Origin of the sequence: Metabacillus litoralis (genome assembly GCF_003667825.1) — a bacterium.
Taxonomy (GTDB): Bacteria; Bacillota; Bacilli; order Bacillales; family Bacillaceae; genus Metabacillus; species Metabacillus litoralis_B.
In genome coordinates, this window is sequence record NZ_CP033043.1 from 2,374,867 (window position 1) to 2,393,820 (window position 18,954).

At 36.8% G+C, this 18,954-nt stretch carries 17 protein-coding genes; 1 reads left to right on the plus strand and 16 read right to left on the minus strand.

The features are described 5' to 3' along the window. Positions 1 to 60 precede the first annotated feature (60 nt). Entirely contained in the window at positions 61 to 153 is a 93-nt protein-coding gene (prli42, locus tag D9842_RS25900; protein WP_162987409.1) for a stressosome-associated protein Prli42, read from the plus strand. A gap of 165 nt (positions 154 to 318) precedes the next feature. Here the strand turns inward: prli42 and D9842_RS11815 are convergent, their stop codons facing one another. The 16 genes from D9842_RS11815 to yqiS all read right to left on the minus strand — a co-directional run bounded on the left by D9842_RS11815 (position 319) and on the right by yqiS (position 18,930). Then, on the minus strand, positions 319 to 840 hold the full coding sequence (locus tag D9842_RS11815) for a L,D-transpeptidase (RefSeq protein ID WP_121662704.1): 522 nt from the start codon (positions 838 to 840) through the stop codon (positions 319 to 321). A 33-nt stretch (positions 841 to 873) separates the two neighbouring features. Next, positions 874 to 1,857 (minus strand): aromatic acid exporter family protein, encoded by a 984-nt coding sequence (locus D9842_RS11820; protein ID WP_121662705.1) that lies wholly within the window; start codon positions 1,855 to 1,857, stop codon positions 874 to 876. A 103-nt stretch (positions 1,858 to 1,960) separates the two neighbouring features. Beyond that, positions 1,961 to 2,683: an amino acid ABC transporter ATP-binding protein gene (locus D9842_RS11825; protein ID WP_121662706.1), complete on the minus strand. Its 723-nt coding sequence runs from the start codon at positions 2,681 to 2,683 to the stop codon at positions 1,961 to 1,963. Beyond that, positions 2,676 to 3,335, minus strand: a complete 660-nt coding sequence (locus D9842_RS11830) for an amino acid ABC transporter permease (protein ID WP_121665044.1) — start codon at positions 3,333 to 3,335, stop codon at positions 2,676 to 2,678. Before D9842_RS11830 ends, D9842_RS11825 begins: the two co-directional genes overlap by 8 nt. Before the next feature lie 106 nt (positions 3,336 to 3,441). Continuing rightward, on the minus strand, positions 3,442 to 4,233 hold the full coding sequence (locus D9842_RS11835) for a transporter substrate-binding domain-containing protein (RefSeq protein WP_121662707.1): 792 nt from the start codon (positions 4,231 to 4,233) through the stop codon (positions 3,442 to 3,444). A 266-nt stretch (positions 4,234 to 4,499) separates the two neighbouring features. Next, a complete protein-coding gene (locus tag D9842_RS11840; protein WP_121662708.1) occupies positions 4,500 to 4,937 on the minus strand; it encodes a BrxA/BrxB family bacilliredoxin in 438 nt (145 codons plus the stop codon). A gap of 70 nt (positions 4,938 to 5,007) precedes the next feature. Beyond that, on the minus strand, positions 5,008 to 6,018 hold the full coding sequence (meaB, locus tag D9842_RS11845; protein WP_232273294.1) for a methylmalonyl Co-A mutase-associated GTPase MeaB: 1,011 nt from the start codon (positions 6,016 to 6,018) through the stop codon (positions 5,008 to 5,010). Beyond that, positions 6,015 to 8,147: a methylmalonyl-CoA mutase gene (gene scpA, locus D9842_RS11850; protein ID WP_257536065.1), complete on the minus strand. Its 2,133-nt coding sequence runs from the start codon at positions 8,145 to 8,147 to the stop codon at positions 6,015 to 6,017. The genes meaB and scpA overlap by 4 nt, the downstream gene beginning before the upstream one ends. Positions 8,148 to 8,158: 11 nt before the next feature. Further along, positions 8,159 to 10,063, minus strand: coding sequence for a methylmalonyl-CoA mutase family protein (locus tag D9842_RS11855; protein ID WP_121662711.1), 1,905 nt, complete (start codon positions 10,061 to 10,063; stop codon positions 8,159 to 8,161). Between the two features lie 780 nt (positions 10,064 to 10,843). Beyond that, positions 10,844 to 12,115: a dihydrolipoamide acetyltransferase family protein gene (locus D9842_RS11860; RefSeq protein WP_121662712.1), complete on the minus strand. Its 1,272-nt coding sequence runs from the start codon at positions 12,113 to 12,115 to the stop codon at positions 10,844 to 10,846. Positions 12,116 to 12,147: 32 nt separating this feature from the next. Further along, positions 12,148 to 13,131, minus strand: a complete 984-nt coding sequence (locus D9842_RS11865; RefSeq protein WP_121662713.1) for an alpha-ketoacid dehydrogenase subunit beta — start codon at positions 13,129 to 13,131, stop codon at positions 12,148 to 12,150. Positions 13,132 to 13,143: 12 nt separating this feature from the next. Continuing rightward, on the minus strand, positions 13,144 to 14,136 hold the full coding sequence (locus D9842_RS11870; RefSeq protein ID WP_121662714.1) for a thiamine pyrophosphate-dependent dehydrogenase E1 component subunit alpha: 993 nt from the start codon (positions 14,134 to 14,136) through the stop codon (positions 13,144 to 13,146). Positions 14,137 to 14,243: 107 nt separating this feature from the next. Then, positions 14,244 to 15,668: a dihydrolipoyl dehydrogenase gene (gene lpdA, locus D9842_RS11875; RefSeq protein ID WP_121665045.1), complete on the minus strand. Its 1,425-nt coding sequence runs from the start codon at positions 15,666 to 15,668 to the stop codon at positions 14,244 to 14,246. 53 nt (positions 15,669 to 15,721) lie between these two features. After that, positions 15,722 to 16,828, minus strand: a complete 1,107-nt coding sequence (gene buk / locus D9842_RS11880; protein ID WP_121662715.1) for a butyrate kinase — start codon at positions 16,826 to 16,828, stop codon at positions 15,722 to 15,724. A gap of 92 nt (positions 16,829 to 16,920) precedes the next feature. Further along, on the minus strand, positions 16,921 to 18,015 hold the full coding sequence (gene bcd, locus D9842_RS11885; protein ID WP_121662716.1) for a branched-chain amino acid dehydrogenase: 1,095 nt from the start codon (positions 18,013 to 18,015) through the stop codon (positions 16,921 to 16,923). A gap of 18 nt (positions 18,016 to 18,033) precedes the next feature. Next, positions 18,034 to 18,930: a phosphate butyryltransferase gene (gene yqiS, locus D9842_RS11890; protein ID WP_121662717.1), complete on the minus strand. Its 897-nt coding sequence runs from the start codon at positions 18,928 to 18,930 to the stop codon at positions 18,034 to 18,036. Positions 18,931 to 18,954: the final 24 nt, after the last annotated feature.

Consider the following 18,954-nt stretch of genomic DNA (forward strand, 5'->3'; position numbering starts at 1 on the left):
TTAACTGTTGTCCAAATGAAACTTTCACGATAGAATAATACGTACAAGGAGTGAAGAAATATGTCACGTAAAACACAAAAAGTTGTCGTTTATTTAATGATTGGCGTTATGCTTATCACAACTCTACTTGCTGGTGTATCAGCTTGGTTTTAATACTAGAAACTATATGATTCCTATGAGGTAATGTATTTGTTATTTTATACATTACCTCGTTTCAATAATTTAAAAGATATTCATGAGTTGACCCGAAGATTCATGTTCTAAGGTCAAAATCTTGTTGGAATACAGCAAAAGAGTCTGAAAGAAAGGTGGTAAAACCTATCTTCCAGACTCTTTTGTTATTGCACCATGCTTTATCGCCAAATTCTCAAAAGATTCTTCTGTATTAGTAATAAGCACCTTCGTGCCTAAAGGAACTTTTTTATAAAACGTTTCAACCTCTTCGTTTTGCATCCTTACACAACCTTGCGTTACATAGTGTCCAATAGAATCTTTGTTATTTGTTCCATGAATCCCAAAGGTTCGTCCATCCGTGTCTTCTGCATCAAAACCAATCCATCTTGTCCCAAGAGGGTTTTTAGGGTCACCTCCTGGTATATCTTTTTTCCGATAATAAGGGTCAACTGCCTTAACTGTTATTGTAAACTTTCCCTCAGGTGTAAGTTCCTTCGTTTTACCTGTTGCCACATGATGAATTTCCTTTATTTCATTATCATTAATAAAAGCCAGTTCATTTGTTTGTTTATTAATAATGATAAAAGGATCACCAGGTATTGGATTATCTCCTAAAGGCCAGAATGGTGAATGAATAATAAAAAGAAAAAGAAACAATGCTTTCATTAAAAATCACCGTCCTTTTTCTTTTTAATATGTTCAGGTTGCTTTCATTCCATGCAATCTCTGGTTGGGCTCCATCCCTTTAAATTGACTTTTTATCACCAAATACTGTTCCATCTCTCTTACAAAATGCAGCAAAGCTGCTCTTGCTTCAAACTCTTCCCTTGTTTTTGGCAAATCCATTTCCTCAAAAGACCTTTTCATCTCTTGTAGTTGGCTAAGAAATTTATTTGCTGTATTTCCTGGATGGATATTCAAACTTAACTCATGTAAAAAGTCGGCAATCATTTTACTTTGTTCCATAGCAATATGTATTGAGGTGACTATCGGAATAACTCGCTCAATAATCTCAAATTGTTTTTCTCTCATTTTAAAATAATGATAATACGAATTCTCATGACGTAAAAAATGATTTTCAACATCTCGAAATGCGATTGTTTTTGCCTCGTCTATGAGCTTTGCTGTCTTCGTAATTTCCTTTCCATCCCATTTTTGATCTTTTTCTGTTAAATAACGTTCAATTTCTTGAAATATAACAGCCAAATTTTCCTCAATTTCAATCTGTAAATTTTTTAATTTTTTCTCCACACTAGGCATATATAAATTCATAATAAGAGCCATACCGATTCCTATTACAACGATTGATAATTCATTTCCGATAATATCAAGTGTTATTTGTTCTTCACTGAATAAGTGGAATATAACAACAGTGCTTGTCACGATACCTTCTGTCGCCTTTACAATAACAGTTGTTGGAATAAAAAATAATAAAAGAAGTCCGATTACTAACGGATGGTAGGCAATACCTTCAAAAAATACAAAAGAAAAGATCATTGCAATCAAACAAGCCAGAAAGCGCGCCCAAGAACTTTTTAAAGATTTCTTCTTCGTTACCTGTATACATAGTATTGTGATAATTCCCGCAGAGGTATAATTGTCTAATCCTAAAAATTGTGCAAGCATAATAGCAAGTGTGGTTCCAAGTGCCGTTTTTGCCGTACGGTAGCCTATCTTAAACATAGATAATCTCCTTATATCTCCATTATGTACAATAGTTTACACTATTTAGTTTAAAAAACGAAAAAAGATGATCAATTTAAGATCATCTTTTTGATTATATCTATTAAAGCATCTTTTCAAGAAAATCCTGAGCACGCTTTGTTTTAGGAGCCGTAAAGAACTCGCTTGGCGGTGCATCTTCCACAAGCAAGCCTCCATCTAAGAAAAGCACACGATCTGCAACTTCCTTAGCGAACCCCATTTCATGTGTCACGATCGCCATAGTCATACCAGTTTGAGCCAAATCCTTCATAACCTCTAATACTTCCTTGACCATTTCAGGATCTAAAGCAGAGGTAGGTTCATCAAACAACATAACATCTGGATTCATCGCTAGTGCCCTGGCAATAGCAACCCTTTGCTTTTGTCCACCTGATAAACGATTTGGATATTCATTTGCTTTCTCAAGAAGACCTACTTTGTTTAACAAGGTTTTCGCTTGCTCTTCTGCCTCATTTTTCGAAAGACCTTTAACAGTAATTGGTGCATACGTTAAATTATCAAGTACTGTCTTATGAGGAAATAAATGAAAATGCTGAAACACCATCCCAACATTTTGTCTCACCTTGGCAATGTCTGTTTTCGGGTGTGTTAATTCACTATCATTTATCCATACCTTTCCATCGGTTGGCTTTTCAAGTAAATTTAAACAGCGTAAAAACGTAGATTTTCCTGACCCGGAAGGACCGATAATGGCGATTACTTCACCTGAAGTAATCGTAGTAGATATCCCCTTTAACACTTCTAACTTACCATAAGATTTATGAAGATTTTCAACTTTAATCACTTCGTTTCATTCTCCCTTCTAGTCCTTTACCAAGAAGAGTTAAGAACATAACTAAAATATAATAAATGACTCCGGCAAAAAGTAACGGTGCAAAGTAATTATATGAATCCGCACCTACCTGATAAGCTCGTCTCATAATATCTTGAACTCCTATTACTGTTACAATTGCCGACTCTTTCGTTAACGTAATAAATTCGTTCATTAATGCAGGTAAAATATTTTTGAATGCTTGAGGTAAAATAATATCCTTCATCATTTTAGGATAAGGAATACCTAAAGCCATTGAAGCCTCTTGTTGACCTTTATCAATTGCGTTAATTCCCGCGCGAATAATTTCAGAAATATATGCACCTGAATTTAATGTGAAGGCAGCAACTGCTGCCGGATACGGATCAATTGGAAAACCAAGTAATTGCGGTAATCCAAAATAGATGATAAGCAATTGCAAGACTAGTGGTGTTCCTCTAAATATTGATGTATATGCATCAGCAATCCACATCAATGGTTTAATTCGGCTTATTTTAAGTAGGGCAAGAACAATCCCCCAAGCAAATCCAAGCAATAAAGATAAAACAACAATTTTTAATGTTACTACTATTCCTTCTAATATAAAAGGTATAGATGGGACAATAGAAGCAAAGTTTAAGTCCATATCCATTCAACTCCTTTCTGTTAGCAATAATCCACGAATGAAAAGAGGCTGACTCAAACCAAAGGAAAATCCTTCTGAGTTAGCCTCTTCTAATAAGGTTTTTACCTTATTCTTTGCCACCGAACCACTTGATGATTAATTCATCAAGCTCACCATTTTCTTTCATCTCATTTAGTGCTTTATTAAACTCTTCTGTATATTCACTACCTTTTTGGAAGGCAATTGCAGAACCTGCTTCCTCACTTGATTCAAGTGTAAATCCAGCTAACTGATCATCTTTTTCAAAATATCCAGCTGCAACTGTATCTTCAATGATCGCTGCATCAATACGACCTGATTTTAACTCCTGAATTAACTCAGAAATTTTATTGCGGTTTTCAACCTTAAGTGAAACTTGCTCAGCAATTTCTGCTGCTTTTTCTTCTTGAATTGAACCTAGTTGTACACCAATTGTTTTTCCTTCTAGTTCTTCAACACTTTTCACTTCATTATCCTTTAATGAGACAATCATATGATTAGCTGTATAATAAATATCTGTAAAATCAACGTTTTCCGCACGTTCAGGTGTTGGTGTCATTCCTGCTAATACTAAATCAACTTGTTTTGCTTGTAGAGCTGGAATTAAACTGTTAAAATCCATATCTTGGACTTCCACTTCATAACCCGTTTTTTCTGCTAAAGCATTAACCAAATCAATATCAAATCCAATAATATCGCTGCCTTTTGCTGTATCAATATATTCAAATGGCGGGTAATCAGCTGAAGTTGCCATCTTTAAGACTTTTTTGCTTTCTCCTTCAGATCCTGTTGTTTCATTACCTTCTTCAGTTGCTGTACCGCATGCTGCTAATAAGCCAACCATTAAAATACTTATAATAAATAGTGATAATTTTTTCATGATAGTTTCCTCCTATAATAAGCATCTATTAGTTTTTTCTAAATATCATGTAATATTTATTCGATATTTTGTATTTTAACACAGGTTTATATTTATGCAATCATAATTTATAAAAATGTAATTATTAAATTTTTCTATCTATTAATACTTTTCTGAAAAAATATAAAAAAAGATTAATAAGTAAAAAGCAATAATATTACAATAAAAAAACTACACCTCTCGCTGCTAATTAACATACAGCCTGGTGTAGTTTCTTTTATTTCATTTTATACTTCCTCACAATATTCATCAAAAGCAGCTTGAAGTTTGCCAACAACACTCATTGGATCATGTCCTTCAATTTCATGACGCTCAACCATTGTTAATAGTTTACCATCTTTTAATAATGCAAACGAAGGTGAAGATGGTGGATAGCCTGTAAACATTTCACGTGCACGAGCTGTCGCTTCCTTATCTTGTCCAGCAAAAACAGTTACCAATTGATCAGGACGCTTATCATAGTGAATAGCATGAGCAGCAGCAGGTCTTGCAATTCCTCCTGCACATCCACAAACACTGTTTACCATAACAAGTGTTGTACCTTGCTTAGTAAGAACATCTTCCACTTCTTCAGGTGTTTTTAGCTCCGTATAGCCTGCAGCAACAATTTCTTTACGTGCTTGCTGTACAATATCATTCATAAATAAATTAAAATCCATGCTCAAAGAAAATCTCTCCTTTACTCTCTATAGATGTATTTTACCAATGTTTTAATAAATTGAGCAAATGTATCGCTTAAATTTTCTTTTCCATGAATAAATTCAGTAAATCAAGTGCACTAGAAGCAACACTTTTTTCTCCACTTATAACGGTACGTTCTGTTTTTATAAGCTGTTCCTTAATTTCAGGGTGATTATAAAAATAACGATATAATTCTTGTTTAAGTAAATCGTGAAGCCAATTTCGCTGTTGTTCAGCCCTTCTTTCGTAGAATAAATGATTTTTCTTTGTATATTCTTGAAAGGCATAAATAATATCCCAAACTTCACTAATACCTTCTTCCTCTTTTGCTGAGGCTGTAACAGCCTTTGTGATCCAGCCTTCTGTATAGGATTTTAAGTAATGAAGAATGGTATTATATTCGCGCTTAGCATGAGTAGCCTTTTCTTTATTATCTCCATCTGCTTTATTAACAACGACTAAATCTGGCAACTCCATTATGCCTTTTTTCATCGTTTGCAGCTCATCACCTGCACCAGTTAAAACAAGGAGAAGAAAAAAATCTACCATATCACGAACGACAAATTCTCCTTGTCCGACACCCATTGTTTCAACAAGAATAATATTATACCCAGCTGCTTCACATAAAATCATCGTCTCTCTCGTTTTTCTATTCACTCCTCCAAGATTTCCACCAGAAGGGGAAGGACGAATATAAGCATTGGGATGCTTGGATAGACGTTCCATCCGTGTCTTATCTCCCATAATACTACCTTTAGAAACTTGACTACTAGGATCAACCGCTAAAACTGCCACTCGGTTTCCTTGCTCACAAAGGAAAGTACCAAATGAATCAATAAATGTACTTTTCCCTGCCCCAGGAACGCCAGTAATTCCAATTCTTATTGATTTACTTTTCTTTTGAAGTAACGCTTCGATAATTTGTTGAGACTTTTCAAAATGGTGCTTTGCATTACTCTCAACTAAAGTAATAGCCTGTGCCAAAATAACACGATCAGCTTTTTTAATTCCATTAATATAATGCTCAACAGGAATATCACGATTTTTTTTCACAAACTTACTCATTCTTGCCATTCCTCATAGCCTAATACATCGAAAACTTTATTAAGTACTTTTTCCGCCGCAACTGGAATAACGGTACCTGGACCGAAGATCTCAGCTGCGCCTTTTTCTTTTAAGTCCTCATAATCTTGAAATGGGATAACACCGCCAATGATGACCACAATATCCTCTCGACCAAGCTTTTTCAATTCGGATATTAATTGCGGAAGAAGCGTTTTATGTCCTGCCGCAAGAGAGCTCATACCAACAACATGCACATCATTTTCAACTGCTTGCTTGGCTGTTTCTTCTGGTGTTTGAAAAAGCGGACCAATATCAACATCAAAGCCCAGATCAGCAAAAGCTGTGGCGATTACCTTTGCCCCGCGATCATGACCGTCTTGCCCCATCTTAGCTATTAAGATTCTTGGACGTCTTCCTTCTAGCTCATAAAATTGATCAGTTCTTTCTCTCACTCTTTTTATTTCTTCATCATTTGAGTATTCAGAGCTATATACTCCACTTATTGACCGAATCATGGCTTGATGGCGTTTTGATACCTTTTCAATTGCAAACGATATTTCACCTAAAGTCGCTCGTTTTCTTGCAGCTTCAACTGCCAATTCTAATAAATTCCCTTCACCACTAGCAGCAGCTTTCGTTAATAGATGAAGAGTATGGTTGACTTCGTCTTCATTTCGATTTTCTTTAAGTTGTTGGATTCTTTCAATTTGTTTCTTTCTTACTTCCGTATTATTAATTGATAATATGTCAATCGGGTCTTCATGATCTAACCTGAATTTATTAACTCCTATAATCACTTCTTTTCCAGAATCTATTTTTGCTTGTCTTCTAGCAGCCGCTTCCTCTATCTTCATTTTCGGTAAACCAGTTTCTATTGCTTTTGTCATGCCGCCAAGCTGTTCTATTTCATCAATATGCTTTTTGGCACGCTCAATTAATGATGAAGTAAGAGATTCAACATAATAGGAGCCGCCCCATGGATCTATCACATCACAAATACCAGTTTCACTTTGAAGATAAAGCTGTGTGTTACGAGCAATTCTAGCAGAAAAATCTGTTGGTAAAGCAATTGCCTCGTCTAATGCATTTGTATGAAGAGACTGTGTATGCCCCATTGCAGCTGCATGAGCTTCTAGGCAAGTCCGTACAACATTATTAAATGGATCTTGTTCTGTTAAACTCCATCCTGACGTTTGTGAATGTGTTCGCAAAGCTAGTGACTTATGATTTTGTGGGCTAAAATCCTTAACAATCGATGTCCATAAATAACGTGCGGCTCTCATTTTTGCCACTTCCATAAAGTAATTCATCCCGATTGCCCAGAAAAAAGATAATCTAGGTGCAAACTGATCGATTGATAGCCCTGCTTTCAACCCTGTTCTTATATATTCAAGTCCATCGGCTAACGTGTAAGCTAGCTCAAGATCAGCAGGCGCCCCTGCCTCCTGCATATGATATCCAGAAATACTTATGCTATTGAACTTCGGCATATTTTTTGCTGTATATTCAAAAATATCACCTATAATTCTCATCGACATTTCAGGAGGATAGATATATGTGTTCCGAACCATATATTCTTTTAATATATCATTTTGTATTGTTCCTGATAACTTTTCCTTTGCAACCCCTTGCTCTTCAGCCGTTACAATATAAAAGGCCATAATCGGTAATACCGCACCGTTCATCGTCATAGATACTGACATCTCATCCAATGGAATCTGATCAAACAGAATTTTCATATCTAAAATGGAATCAATTGCGACACCCGCTTTTCCTACATCTCCTACCACTCTAGGATGATCAGAATCATACCCCCGGTGAGTCGCTAAATCAAACGCAACGGATAGTCCCTTTTGTCCCATCTGTAAATTCCTTCGGTAAAAGGCGTTACTTTCCTCTGCTGTTGAGAAGCCTGCATATTGACGAATCGTCCAAGGGCGATTCACATACATCGTAGCATATGGACCACGTACAAATGGCTCTACCCCTGGAAAAGTTCCTAGATGTCTACAATTTTCTAAATCATCTTTACTATAAATATTTTTTACTTCAATTTGTTCATTTGTCATAAAAGGTGAAGAATTAGTGTCTTTTTGAATGTTTGCTTTTACTAACGGCGCATTAGAAATGGATACTCTTTTCAATTTCCACTAACCCCCAATATGTTCTGAATGTTTTTTAAAAATTCATAAACATTCATATTTGAAGTAATCATGCCATCTAACTGTACTTTATTTACGATCTCTTCTTGTCCACTACCTGTTATAAACAGATGAAGTTTTTGATTATCAGCTTTTAAACGCTCGATAAACGTTAAATCAATACTTTGATAACAATTGTCGCTTCCACAGAGGATAAGGCAGCGTGTTTTCTCATTTCTAGTTGTTTCTTCCTTTGAGACAATCTCTACATCTATTCCACCAGAGAAAAGGATACCCGAAATGTAATCAAGTCTTGGCTTGTAATCTTTTAATTTACCAAACGTTACAACACCGACTTTTATGTCCTGCCCTTTTCTTTTTGCCTGAAGAGCCCTAATTCGAAGCTTTTCAAAATGCTCTACTAATCTAGTAGTTTTTAGAGGTTCTACTCTCAAAGAACTTTCTAGAGAGTCGCTTTTTAAGCGTGGTGTTGTTCCTTCTTTACAGACAAATTGCATTGCCTCATGAAATGAGAAAACAGGTTGCAATGTATTTTCTTTGTTCTCGTAGATTTTTTGGTTGTGAAGTGTATTGTCTGAAACTTGATCAGAAGGATTCGCAAAGGTGTTAGTTCCAATTACTAAGTTTTTCCGATAATTCATGTCATGGACTCTTTGTTCAGCAATCTTATTTATTTCTGTTTGTACATTCCCCAATATTAACTGTTTGAGAAATCCACCTTTATCCTCAATTTCTTTTAGTTCCTCCCATACCCTTGCTGACAATTCATTTGTTAACGATTCTATATAGTAAGATCCAGCTGCAGGATCGTTCGTTTTTGAAAGTAAACTTTCTTCCTGCAAAATAAAGTGAGTGTTACGGGCAATTCTTTCACCAAGCTCTGTTTGCTGATCTAGGACAGAATCAAAAGGAAGTATGGTTAACTCATCTACTCCTCCACTTATTGCCGAAAAGCTTTCTGTCGTCGTACGTAATAAATTTACATGAACATCAAATATTGTTTTATTGTAGGTTGAGGTGACTGCATGTAAATAAAGGCCAGGTGATGTATTTGCCTCTCCTAAAGCATTCATGAGTGATGTCCATATATGATGAGCAGCTCGAAACTTTGCTATTTCCATAAAAAAATTCGAGCCTATTCCAAATGAAAATGTGATTCTATTTACGATTTGTTGCAATGGTACTTGTCGATTTAGTAATTCATTTATAACTTCAAGAGCATGTGAGAAGGTGTAAACAAGTTCTTGTTTAGCATTTGCACCGGCATCATTGTATATATTCCCTTTCATGAGTATGCAGCGTGTCTTACAGTCATACTCACTCATCCATTTGATTGTATCTGCCAGAAAATCTAGCTTAGTTGAAAGTGATAAAGAATCCTCCCCGTTTCTTAATATGTTTTCATATGGATCAAAGCCAATCGTACCTTGTAAATCTTTTAGTTGATTTAGCTCTGTTCTCATATGTAAAAAAAGCGGAATTAATCCAAGATGACTTCCTACATCCCAAAAAATAGAATCATTCTGCCAATCCAAGTGTTTAAAGGCAGTTTGTACCTCTTCTTTTTTCATTAGATTTTGGAAAGAATTTAGAAAGAAAGAATTTTGACCTCTTACTTTTGAATTCTTAATTTTTTCTTGTATATCTTCTGCGTACTCACCATTTATTGGCTGACTTATTTTCCAGGATGGATCAAGTTTGTTTTTTAAGCTATGTGTTAATATAGTTTCTTTTAAATCTGTTTCATCATATATTGGTTTTATTCTAATTCCCTCGTATGTAACTTTTTGAAGAGTTTCAAGCGTTTTACCCCTTAACGCTTTCTCCGCTTCTTGTTTCCACACTTCCCATTTGTTTTCTTCACGTGTTTGTCCGTCTCCCATTATGTGCTTCCTATAAGGAAGCCCACCCCCTTATCGACTAACATGTTTGACTTATCATATGTTATGCATTCTTAGGTGCCGTGAAGCACACTCAATTTTCACCAAACACAAAGAATGCGCTTACATTTTTATTTTATTATAATTTTTTTCCAACAGCAATGATGTTCTACAAACCTTTGCTCCTTGTTATTTCAGTTTGATTTAGAAAAAGATTTGTTTTTTAAAAAACATTTATATTAAGCATTCTATGCAATATGTTATTTTGTTTAAAAAGAATGTTAAAATAAAAAGGAAACAGCCATAACCGAACAGGTTCAGTCTCCGAATATAAAACTAAATTAGCACACCAATTAAATAAGCGGGATTTTTCCGGTTAGACGAAGAATGGAACTCGATTTTAGGGATATAAGCGGAATTTTTCCGCTTACACAAAGTAAAATGGTTCATTTTCATCTTTTTCGATTAAATAGGCGGATTGTTTCCGTCTATTTAATCTATTTTTTGTGCTACCTCCTCATTAAGAGGAATTTCTCCACTTATTTTAGTAGCTTATTTCCTTGCGATTCTTGAAGATTTGGAAATCGCTTAATCGGGTGTTATCTTGGTAAAAAAAATGCTTGGAGCATAATACATCTCCAAGCATTTTTTGTTTGCTGATTTATTTGCCAAATTGCTTTTAATCCTAGTGCGAATTACTATTTTGAAAAGCAATGTTAATTCGGATTTTGTACTTCAAAACCGAACCTGTAGGCCATAACTGTTTGCTTCCTTTTGAAGAAATTAATAAATAGATGTTGTATCTTTTGACGTTGTTTCCAGAATTTCTTTAACACGTGATAAGAATCGACCACAAATTAATCCATCAAGCACTCTGTGATCTAAAGACATACATAAATTAACCATATCCCTGACAGCTATCATGCCATCAATGATGACAGGCCTCTTAACAATAGATTCAACCTGAACAATTGCAGCTTGTGGATAATTTATAATCCCCATTGACTGTACGGATCCGAAAGAACCAGTGTTATTTACCGTAAATGTTCCTCCCTGCATATCAGCTGAGGCTAATTTCCCGCTCCGAACTTTATAAGCAAGATCTGTAATCTCTCTTGCAATTCCTTTGATCGTTTTCTCATCTGCATTTTTAATGACCGGTACGTAAAGAGAATCCTCTGTTGCAACAGCTATAGAGATATTAATCTCCTTTTTCTGGATAATTTTATCTCCCGCCCACATTGAATTAATTTGAGGAAATTCTTTTAGTGCTTGAGCTACTGCTTTTACAAAAAAGGCAAAGAAAGTTAAGTTAAAGCCTTCATTTTTCTTAAATTCATCTTTTACAGAATGACGGTATTGGACTAAATTTGTGACATCAACTTCCATCATCATCCATGCATGAGGAGCTTCATGTTTGCTCCGAACCATGTTTGCAGCAATTGCTTTTCTAACTCCTGATACCGGGATTTCAATATCTCCCGGAGCACTCTGAGGTAGAGGCTGAGTTTGCTTAGGTAGTGGTTGTGAAATATCATTTACAGGTACTTCCTCAACCGGCTTTTTCTCTTCTTGATGATCAGAAGGAATTGACCCACTTTCTATTAGCTTTAATAGATCTTTTCTCGTAATTCTTCCACCTGCACCCGTTCCATTTACTAGCTCTAAGTTTATATCATGTTCTTGGGCAATTCTCAGAACTGCAGGTGAGTAGCGTTTTTTATTCGATTGATCATTCATGCTAACATTATGTTCTGAAACAGATTCCTCATTACTTTGAGTAGCGTCTTTACTTTCACCTTTATGTTCAATACCACTTACCTCTATTGTGCAAATCACTTCACCAACCGCTAAAGTGTCTCCCTCTTCTGCAATAAGCTCACGTATTACACCAGTAAAAGAAGACGGTACTTCTGCATTTACTTTATCTGTCATTACTTCAGCAAGGGGATCATATTTATTAACTGTATCTCCAACAGCCACAAGCCACTTGCTAATGGTACCCTCTGTGACGCTTTCACCTAGTTGAGGCATTTTAATTTGTTCAATTGCCACTTATAATCCTCCTCATTAAAAAGGCTTTATTATTAAAATTCAGCAAGCTCACGTATCGCTGCCTCTACTTTATCAGGATTAATCATAAAGAATTTTTCCATCGTTGGGGCATAAGGCATTGCTGGAACATCTGGTCCAGCTAAACGTTTAATTGGTGCATCTAAGTCAAATAAGCAATTTTCTGCAATAATGGCTGACACTTCACCAATAATACTTCCTTCTTTATTATCCTCTGTTACAAGAAGCACTTTTCCTGTTTTTGAAGCAGCTTCAATAATTGCTTCTTTGTCCAAAGGATAAATGGTTCTTAAATCAAGAACGTGTACAGAAATACCATCATTAGCTAAACGTTCAGCAGCTTGCAAAGCGAAATGAACACATAGGCCATAAGTGATAACCGTTACGTCTTCTCCTTCACGCTTTACATCAGCTTTTCCAATTGGCAACACATAGTCATCTGCAGGAACTTCACCTTTGATTAAACGATAGGCACGTTTATGTTCGAAAAATAACACTGGATCTTCATCACGAATGGCAGCCTTTAATAACCCTTTTGCATCATAAGGAGTAGACGGGATGACAATTTTCAAGCCTGGTTGGTTAGCAAAAACCGCCTCCACTGATTGCGAGTGATACAATGCACCATGCACTCCACCACCAAAGGGTGCTCTTATCGTTATAGGACAAGTCCAATCATTATTAGAGCGATAACGAATTTTTGCTGCTTCTGAAATAATTTGATTCACTGCAGGCATAATAAAATCTGCAAACTGCATTTCAGCAATCGGTCTCATTCCATACATTGCTGCCCCTATTCCTACACCGGCAATTGCCGACTCGGCCAGAGGAGTGTCAATGACTCTTTCTTCACCAAACTTTTCGTATAATCCAGCTGTTGCTTTAAAAACTCCACCTTTTAAACCAACATCCTCTCCTAACACAAAAACTTTTTCATCGCGCTCCATTTCTTCACGCATCGCCATTGTAATGGCATCTATATAAGAAATAATCGCCATTTTTCTTCCCCCTTACTCTGCGTATACATACTTTAACGCATGTTCTGGATCCGCATATGGAGCCGCTTCAGCGTATTCAGTTGCTTCGTTCACAAGATTCATAATGTTTTCGACGATTTGTTTTTCTTTCTCATCGGTTAAAATAGTTAATTCTTTTAAGTATTGAGCAAATTTTAAGATAGGATCATTTTTCTTTGCTTCAGCCACTTCTTCCTGCTCACGATAGCTACGATCATCATCATCACTAGAGTGTGGTGTTAAGCGGTAGGAGATTGTTTCGATTAAGGTAGGACCTTCTCCGCGACGCCCGCGGTCTGCAGCTTCTTTTACAGCTCGATATACTTCAAGTGGATCATTTCCATCAACGGTTTCACCAGGCATGCCATACCCTATGGCACGATCTGAAATTTTCTCACAGGCAACTTGCTTCTCATAGGGAACTGAAATAGCATATTTGTTATTTTCACACATGAATATAACAGGAAGCTTATGAACAGCAGCAAAATTGGCTCCTTCATGAAAATCTCCCTGATTCGAAGAGCCTTCCCCAAACGTAACAAATGTTACAAGATCTTTCTTTTGCATTCTACCAGCTAAAGCAACCCCTACTGCATGTGGCACTTGTGTCGTAACTGGTGAAGATCCTGTTACAATCCGATTTTTCTTTTGACCAAAATGTCCGGGCATTTGTCGACCACCTGAATTAGGATCCTCAGCTTTAGCAAATGCAGAAAGCATAAGTTCTTTTGTTGTCATACCAAACGCTAAAACAACACCCATATCACGGTAGTAAGGAAGTACATAGTCTTTGTTACGATCTAACGCATAAGCAGCACCAACCTGGGCCGCTTCCTGTCCTTGGCAGGAAATGACAAATGGTATTTTACCTGAACGGTTTAATAGCCACATTCGTTCATCAATTTTCCTTGCTAATAACATCGTTTCATACATATTTAACACATCTTCATCCGTAAGGTTTAATGAGAGATGACGGTTTTCTGTCATATCAATTCCTCCTATTTAAAAGGATGAGCACTGGTAGAGTCATTCCTGTAATAGATTAAGACCTTTTGTTCTACCAGACTCTTTATTTCAGGCAAAATAAATGTAATTTATAAATGGATTGCTTTTCCATAAACCGCTAGAGCTGCTTCACCGATTGCTTCAGATAACGTTGGATGTGGATGAATCGTGTGTGAAATTTCCCATGGGGTTGCATCCAACACTTTTGCAAGGCCTGCTTCGGAAATCATGTCTGTGACATGAGGTCCAATCATATGAACACCCAATAAATCATCTGACTCTGAATCAGCGACCAGCTTAACAAATCCATCTGTTTCTCCGTAAACAAGAGCTTTTCCTATCGCTTTAAAAGGAAATTTCCCTACCTTTACTTTAAAACCTTTCTCTTTTGCCTCGTCCTCTGTATAGCCAACACTAGCAATTTCAGGAGAACTGTAGATACATTTTGGAATAAGGGTTTCATCCATTGGCATCGGTTCTTTTCCTGCTATATGTTCAACGGCAATGATCCCCTCATGTGAGGCAACATGAGCAAGCTGTAACCCCCCGATCACATCACCAATCGCATAAATATGAGACTCTTTCGTTTGGTAAAAATCATTGGTATGGATATAACCCTTTTCAAGCTGAATATCTGTATTTTCTAGTCCAATTCCTTCAACATTTGGTAATCGTCCAACTGATACTAGCATTTTTTCGGCTGTAAATTCTTTCATTTCCCCGTTTTGATCAGCTTTTACAGATATACCATTGTTGTCTTTACTTACTGTTTCAGGTAAAACCTTGGCACTAGTGACAATTGTAATGCCTTTAGCTGTCATTAGCTTATTCATTTCTTTCGCTATCTCTTTATCTTCTGTTGGGAGAATTCGATCTGAATATTCCAGTACCGTTACCTCAACACCAAAATCTGATAACATGGATGCCCACTCAATTCCAATTACCCCACCACCGACGATCAGGATTGATTTTGGTAGTTCTGTTAATTCAAGTGCTTCATCAGAACTTAGCACAACGTTTCCATCAATTTCTAAGCCTTGTAGACTACGTGGTCTGGAGCCAGTCGCAACAATTACATTTTTTGGTATTAACATTTCATTTTCTTCTCCATTGTTCATTTCAACAGAGATGGTACCCGGCATCGGTGAAAAAATGGAAGGACCTAGAATACGACCGATTCCTTCATAAACATCGATCTTTCCTTTTTTCATTAACTGCTGAACACCGGTATATAATTGATTTACTATCGATTGCTTACGATCTTGAACTCTTAAGAAGTTCAAATTCACGCCGGAAGTTTCAACACCGTATTCTTCAGCTTTTTTAGTCATTGCATATACCTCAGCACTTCTCAATAAAGCTTTGCTAGGGATACACCCTTTATGAAGACAGGTTCCTCCTAGCTTGCTTTTTTCAACAACTGCTGTTTTAAGACCAAGCTGAGAAGCACGAATAGCCGCTACATAGCCACCTGTACCTCCGCCGAGAATAACCAAATCATATTCCGTTGCCATTAAAACACCCTCTCTTTCACTAACTTCAAACACTTGCTAATCCTAGACAAGTACTAAAAAACCTTTGAAACCATCTTTTCGTTAGGATAATGTTTTGCCTCTTCTTCATTTCTTAGAACCCGTAAAGCACCTTCTGCTAATGCCTGAAGTTCATTTTCACCTGGAAAAACTAAAACATCTGCAATCCAATCAATGTAGGAAGAAATCTCTTTTACAAACTTTTTGCCATATGCAAGTCCGCCTGTTAACACAATCGCATCAACTTTCCCTTTTAACACAGCACTTGCCGAACCTATTTCTTTCGCAATTTGATAGGCCATAGCTGAATAGATCAGGGCAGCTTTTTGATCTCCTGCCTCCACCATTTTTTCAACTTTAATCGCATCATTCGTTCCAAGGTATCCAACTAGGCCACCTTGACCTACTAGTTTTTTCATCATTTCTTCACGAAAGTATTCACCTGAATAACACATGCTTACAAGGTCTCCTGCTGGAACGGTCCCAGCACGCTCCGGACTAAAAGGCCCGTCACCATGCAGCCCATTGTTCACATCGATTACATGTCCGTTACGATGAACACCAACTGTGATTCCACCACCCATATGGGTAACGATTAAATTCAGTTCTTCATATCGTTTATTTAAATCCGATGCTACTCTCCTTGCAACAGCTTTTTGATTTAAGGCATGAAAGATACTTCTTCGTTGAATAGAAGGAACACCTGAGATTTTTGCAATCTCTTCCATTTCATCTACAACAACAGGGTCAACAATAAACGCAGGGATATTTAAGGCATTGGCAATTTCAAATGCAATAATACCGCCTAAATTAGACGCATGCTGACCAGCAAATCCATTCCGCAAATCTTCAATCATTTGATCATTAACTGTATAAGTACCACCTTCAATTGGACGAAGTAAACCTCCACGACCACAAACGGCACCTAATTTTGATATGTTGATCCCTTCTTGATCTAGCGTTTCTAAAATCGTTTGTTTTCGAAACTCATACTGATCGATAATGTGAGGATAGGTATTCAGTTTTTCAGAATCATGTCTTAATGTTTTTTCAAAGATTGATCTTTCATTATCAAAAACACCAATTTTTGTTGAAGTGGATCCCGGATTAATGACAAGGATTCGATATTCTTTTAATTCCAACGTCTAAACCTCCGCTGTATCTCAGACATCTTTTCCAAAAATATGATTATGTACGGGAGTTAGAAGTACACTCCTAACTCCTTTTACTTAGTTCATCTACGACTTAAAATATGATGTCCATTTTGTAAAAATTGACTACGAGAGTTTCTCATTCGTTCAATTCTTTCCTCTGCTAGTCGGTCTGCTGCAAGATAAGTAGGAATTCCGTCGCGTTTTGCAATTTCAATAACTCGTGAAATATTATTATAAATTGTTTCAACTTTTTTCAATGCTCTTTCACTGTTGTATCCATACAGTTCATCAGCTACATTAATTACGCCACCTGCGTTAATTACATAGTCTGGTGCATAAACAATACCCATTTCATGAATTATGTCACCATGTTGCGTATCTTTTAACTGATTATTTGCCGCTCCAGCAATAACCTTAGCTTTTAACTGCGGAATTGTTACATCATTAATTGTTGCCCCCAGAGCACAAGGAGCATAGATATCACACTCTACTCCGTATATTTCATTCGGCTCTACTGCTCTAGCATTAAAATCTTCAACTGCACGACGTACGGCATCTTTGTTAATATCTGTAACAATTAGTTTTGCACCCTCTTCATGCAAATGCTTGCAAAGATTATACGCAACATTTCCTACTCCTTGAACAGCAACGACCTTTCCTTCAAGCGAGTCAGAACCAAATGCCTCTTTTGCTGCAGCTTTCATGCCACGATAAACTCCATAAGCTGTAACAGGTGATGGATTGCCCGATGATCCAAAAGCCGGTGAAATTCCAGTCACATAATTCGTTTCTTCATGAATTAAGTCCATATCAGCAACTGTTGTACCAACATCCTCCGCTGTAATGTAGCGACCGTTCAACCCTTGAATGTAGCGACCAAATGCTCGAAACATTTCTTCATTTTTATCTTTTCGAGGATCTCCAATTATTACTGTCTTTCCTCCACCAAGATTTAATCCGGCAGCAGCATTTTTATAAGTCATTCCTCTTGCTAAGCGAAGAGCATCTTCTATCGCTTCTTCTTCAGAATTATATGTCCACATACGTGTTCCACCTAACGCAGGTCCTAACGTTGTGTCATGAATGGCAATAATCGCCTTTAGTCCTGATTGTTTATCCTGACAAAATACCAATTGCTCATAATCGTACTGCTCCATATATTTAAAGATTTCCATGTTGTTTCCTCCTAATGATTACTTTCCGGTTGAACATAAAGCTAACGCCAATGAATAGAGTTTGCTTTCTGAAGAATCCGATCGACTCGTTAAAACAATTGGTGCTTTTGCTCCTGCAATCACTGCCCCAACCTTGGCCTTCGCAAAATAAATTAAGGATTTATAAAGAACATTTCCTACTTCAATTGTCGGGACAAATAAGATATCAGCCTGACCAGCCACCTCACTTGTAATTCCTTTATGTTCTGCCGCCGATAGAGAGATTGCATTATCAAGCGCTAACGGTCCATCAATGATACAGTCTTTTATTTGCCCTCTTTTATTCATCATCGTTAGTGAAGCTGCATCTAACGTTGCTTGCATAGAAGGATTTACCCCCTCAATAGCAGCAATTGCTGCTACTTTAGGTAGTTTTATACCAATGGATTGAGCAACCTGGACAGAATTAACAATAATTTGCTCTTTCTGATGTAAATCAGGAGCAATATTCATCGCTGCATCAGTCACAATGATTGGGTTTTTATAACCCGGAATATCAAACAAAGCTACATGGGATAAAATCCTTCCCGTTCTTAATCCATACTCTTTATTTAAGACAGCCTTTAAAAGGGTAGAGCTTGAGATATTCCCTTTCATTAATACGGTTGCTTCATTTTGGTGAACCGCTCTAACAGCTAGTTCTGCTGCTTGTTCCTTTGTTCTAGCATGAAAAATGTGCACATGTTCTTTTTCTGCATTCTTTTGATTCAGTAAATAGTCAATTTCATCTCGATTACCGAATAATAGAAATTGTGCGAGACCTCGATGAGTAGCCTGCACTACAGCTTCTATTACTTCCTCATCCTCAGCTTGAGCAACTGCAACAGTTTGCCCTTTTTTGTTCACTGCTTCATTTAGAAGGCTTTCCAAATTCATTTGCTACTCATTTCCTTCCAAGAT

Excerpts from the sequence above, each read along its gene's own strand:
- D9842_RS11830 (WP_121665044.1), bottom strand. The coding sequence starts at position 3,335 with ATGGACTTAAACTTTGCTTCTATTGTCCCATCTATACCTTTTATATTA.
- bcd (WP_121662716.1), bottom strand. The coding sequence starts at position 18,015 with ATGGAAATCTTTAAATATATGGAGCAGTACGATTATGAGCAATTGGTA.
- D9842_RS11835 (WP_121662707.1), bottom strand. The coding sequence starts at position 4,233 with ATGAAAAAATTATCACTATTTATTATAAGTATTTTAATGGTTGGCTTA.
- D9842_RS11855 (WP_121662711.1), bottom strand. The coding sequence starts at position 10,063 with ATGGGAGACGGACAAACACGTGAAGAAAACAAATGGGAAGTGTGGAAA.
- lpdA (WP_121665045.1), bottom strand. The coding sequence starts at position 15,668 with ATGGCAACGGAATATGATTTGGTTATTCTCGGCGGAGGTACAGGTGGC.
- prli42 (WP_162987409.1), top strand. The coding sequence starts at position 61 with ATGTCACGTAAAACACAAAAAGTTGTCGTTTATTTAATGATTGGCGTT.
- D9842_RS11865 (WP_121662713.1), bottom strand. The coding sequence starts at position 13,131 with ATGGCGATTATTTCTTATATAGATGCCATTACAATGGCGATGCGTGAA.
- D9842_RS11870 (WP_121662714.1), bottom strand. The coding sequence starts at position 14,136 with ATGACAGAAAACCGTCATCTCTCATTAAACCTTACGGATGAAGATGTG.
- meaB (WP_232273294.1), bottom strand. The coding sequence starts at position 6,018 with ATGAGTAAGTTTGTGAAAAAAAATCGTGATATTCCTGTTGAGCATTAT.
- D9842_RS11820 (WP_121662705.1), bottom strand. The coding sequence starts at position 1,857 with ATGTTTAAGATAGGCTACCGTACGGCAAAAACGGCACTTGGAACCACA.
- D9842_RS11815 (WP_121662704.1), bottom strand. The coding sequence starts at position 840 with ATGAAAGCATTGTTTCTTTTTCTTTTTATTATTCATTCACCATTCTGG.
- yqiS (WP_121662717.1), bottom strand. The coding sequence starts at position 18,930 with ATGAATTTGGAAAGCCTTCTAAATGAAGCAGTGAACAAAAAAGGGCAA.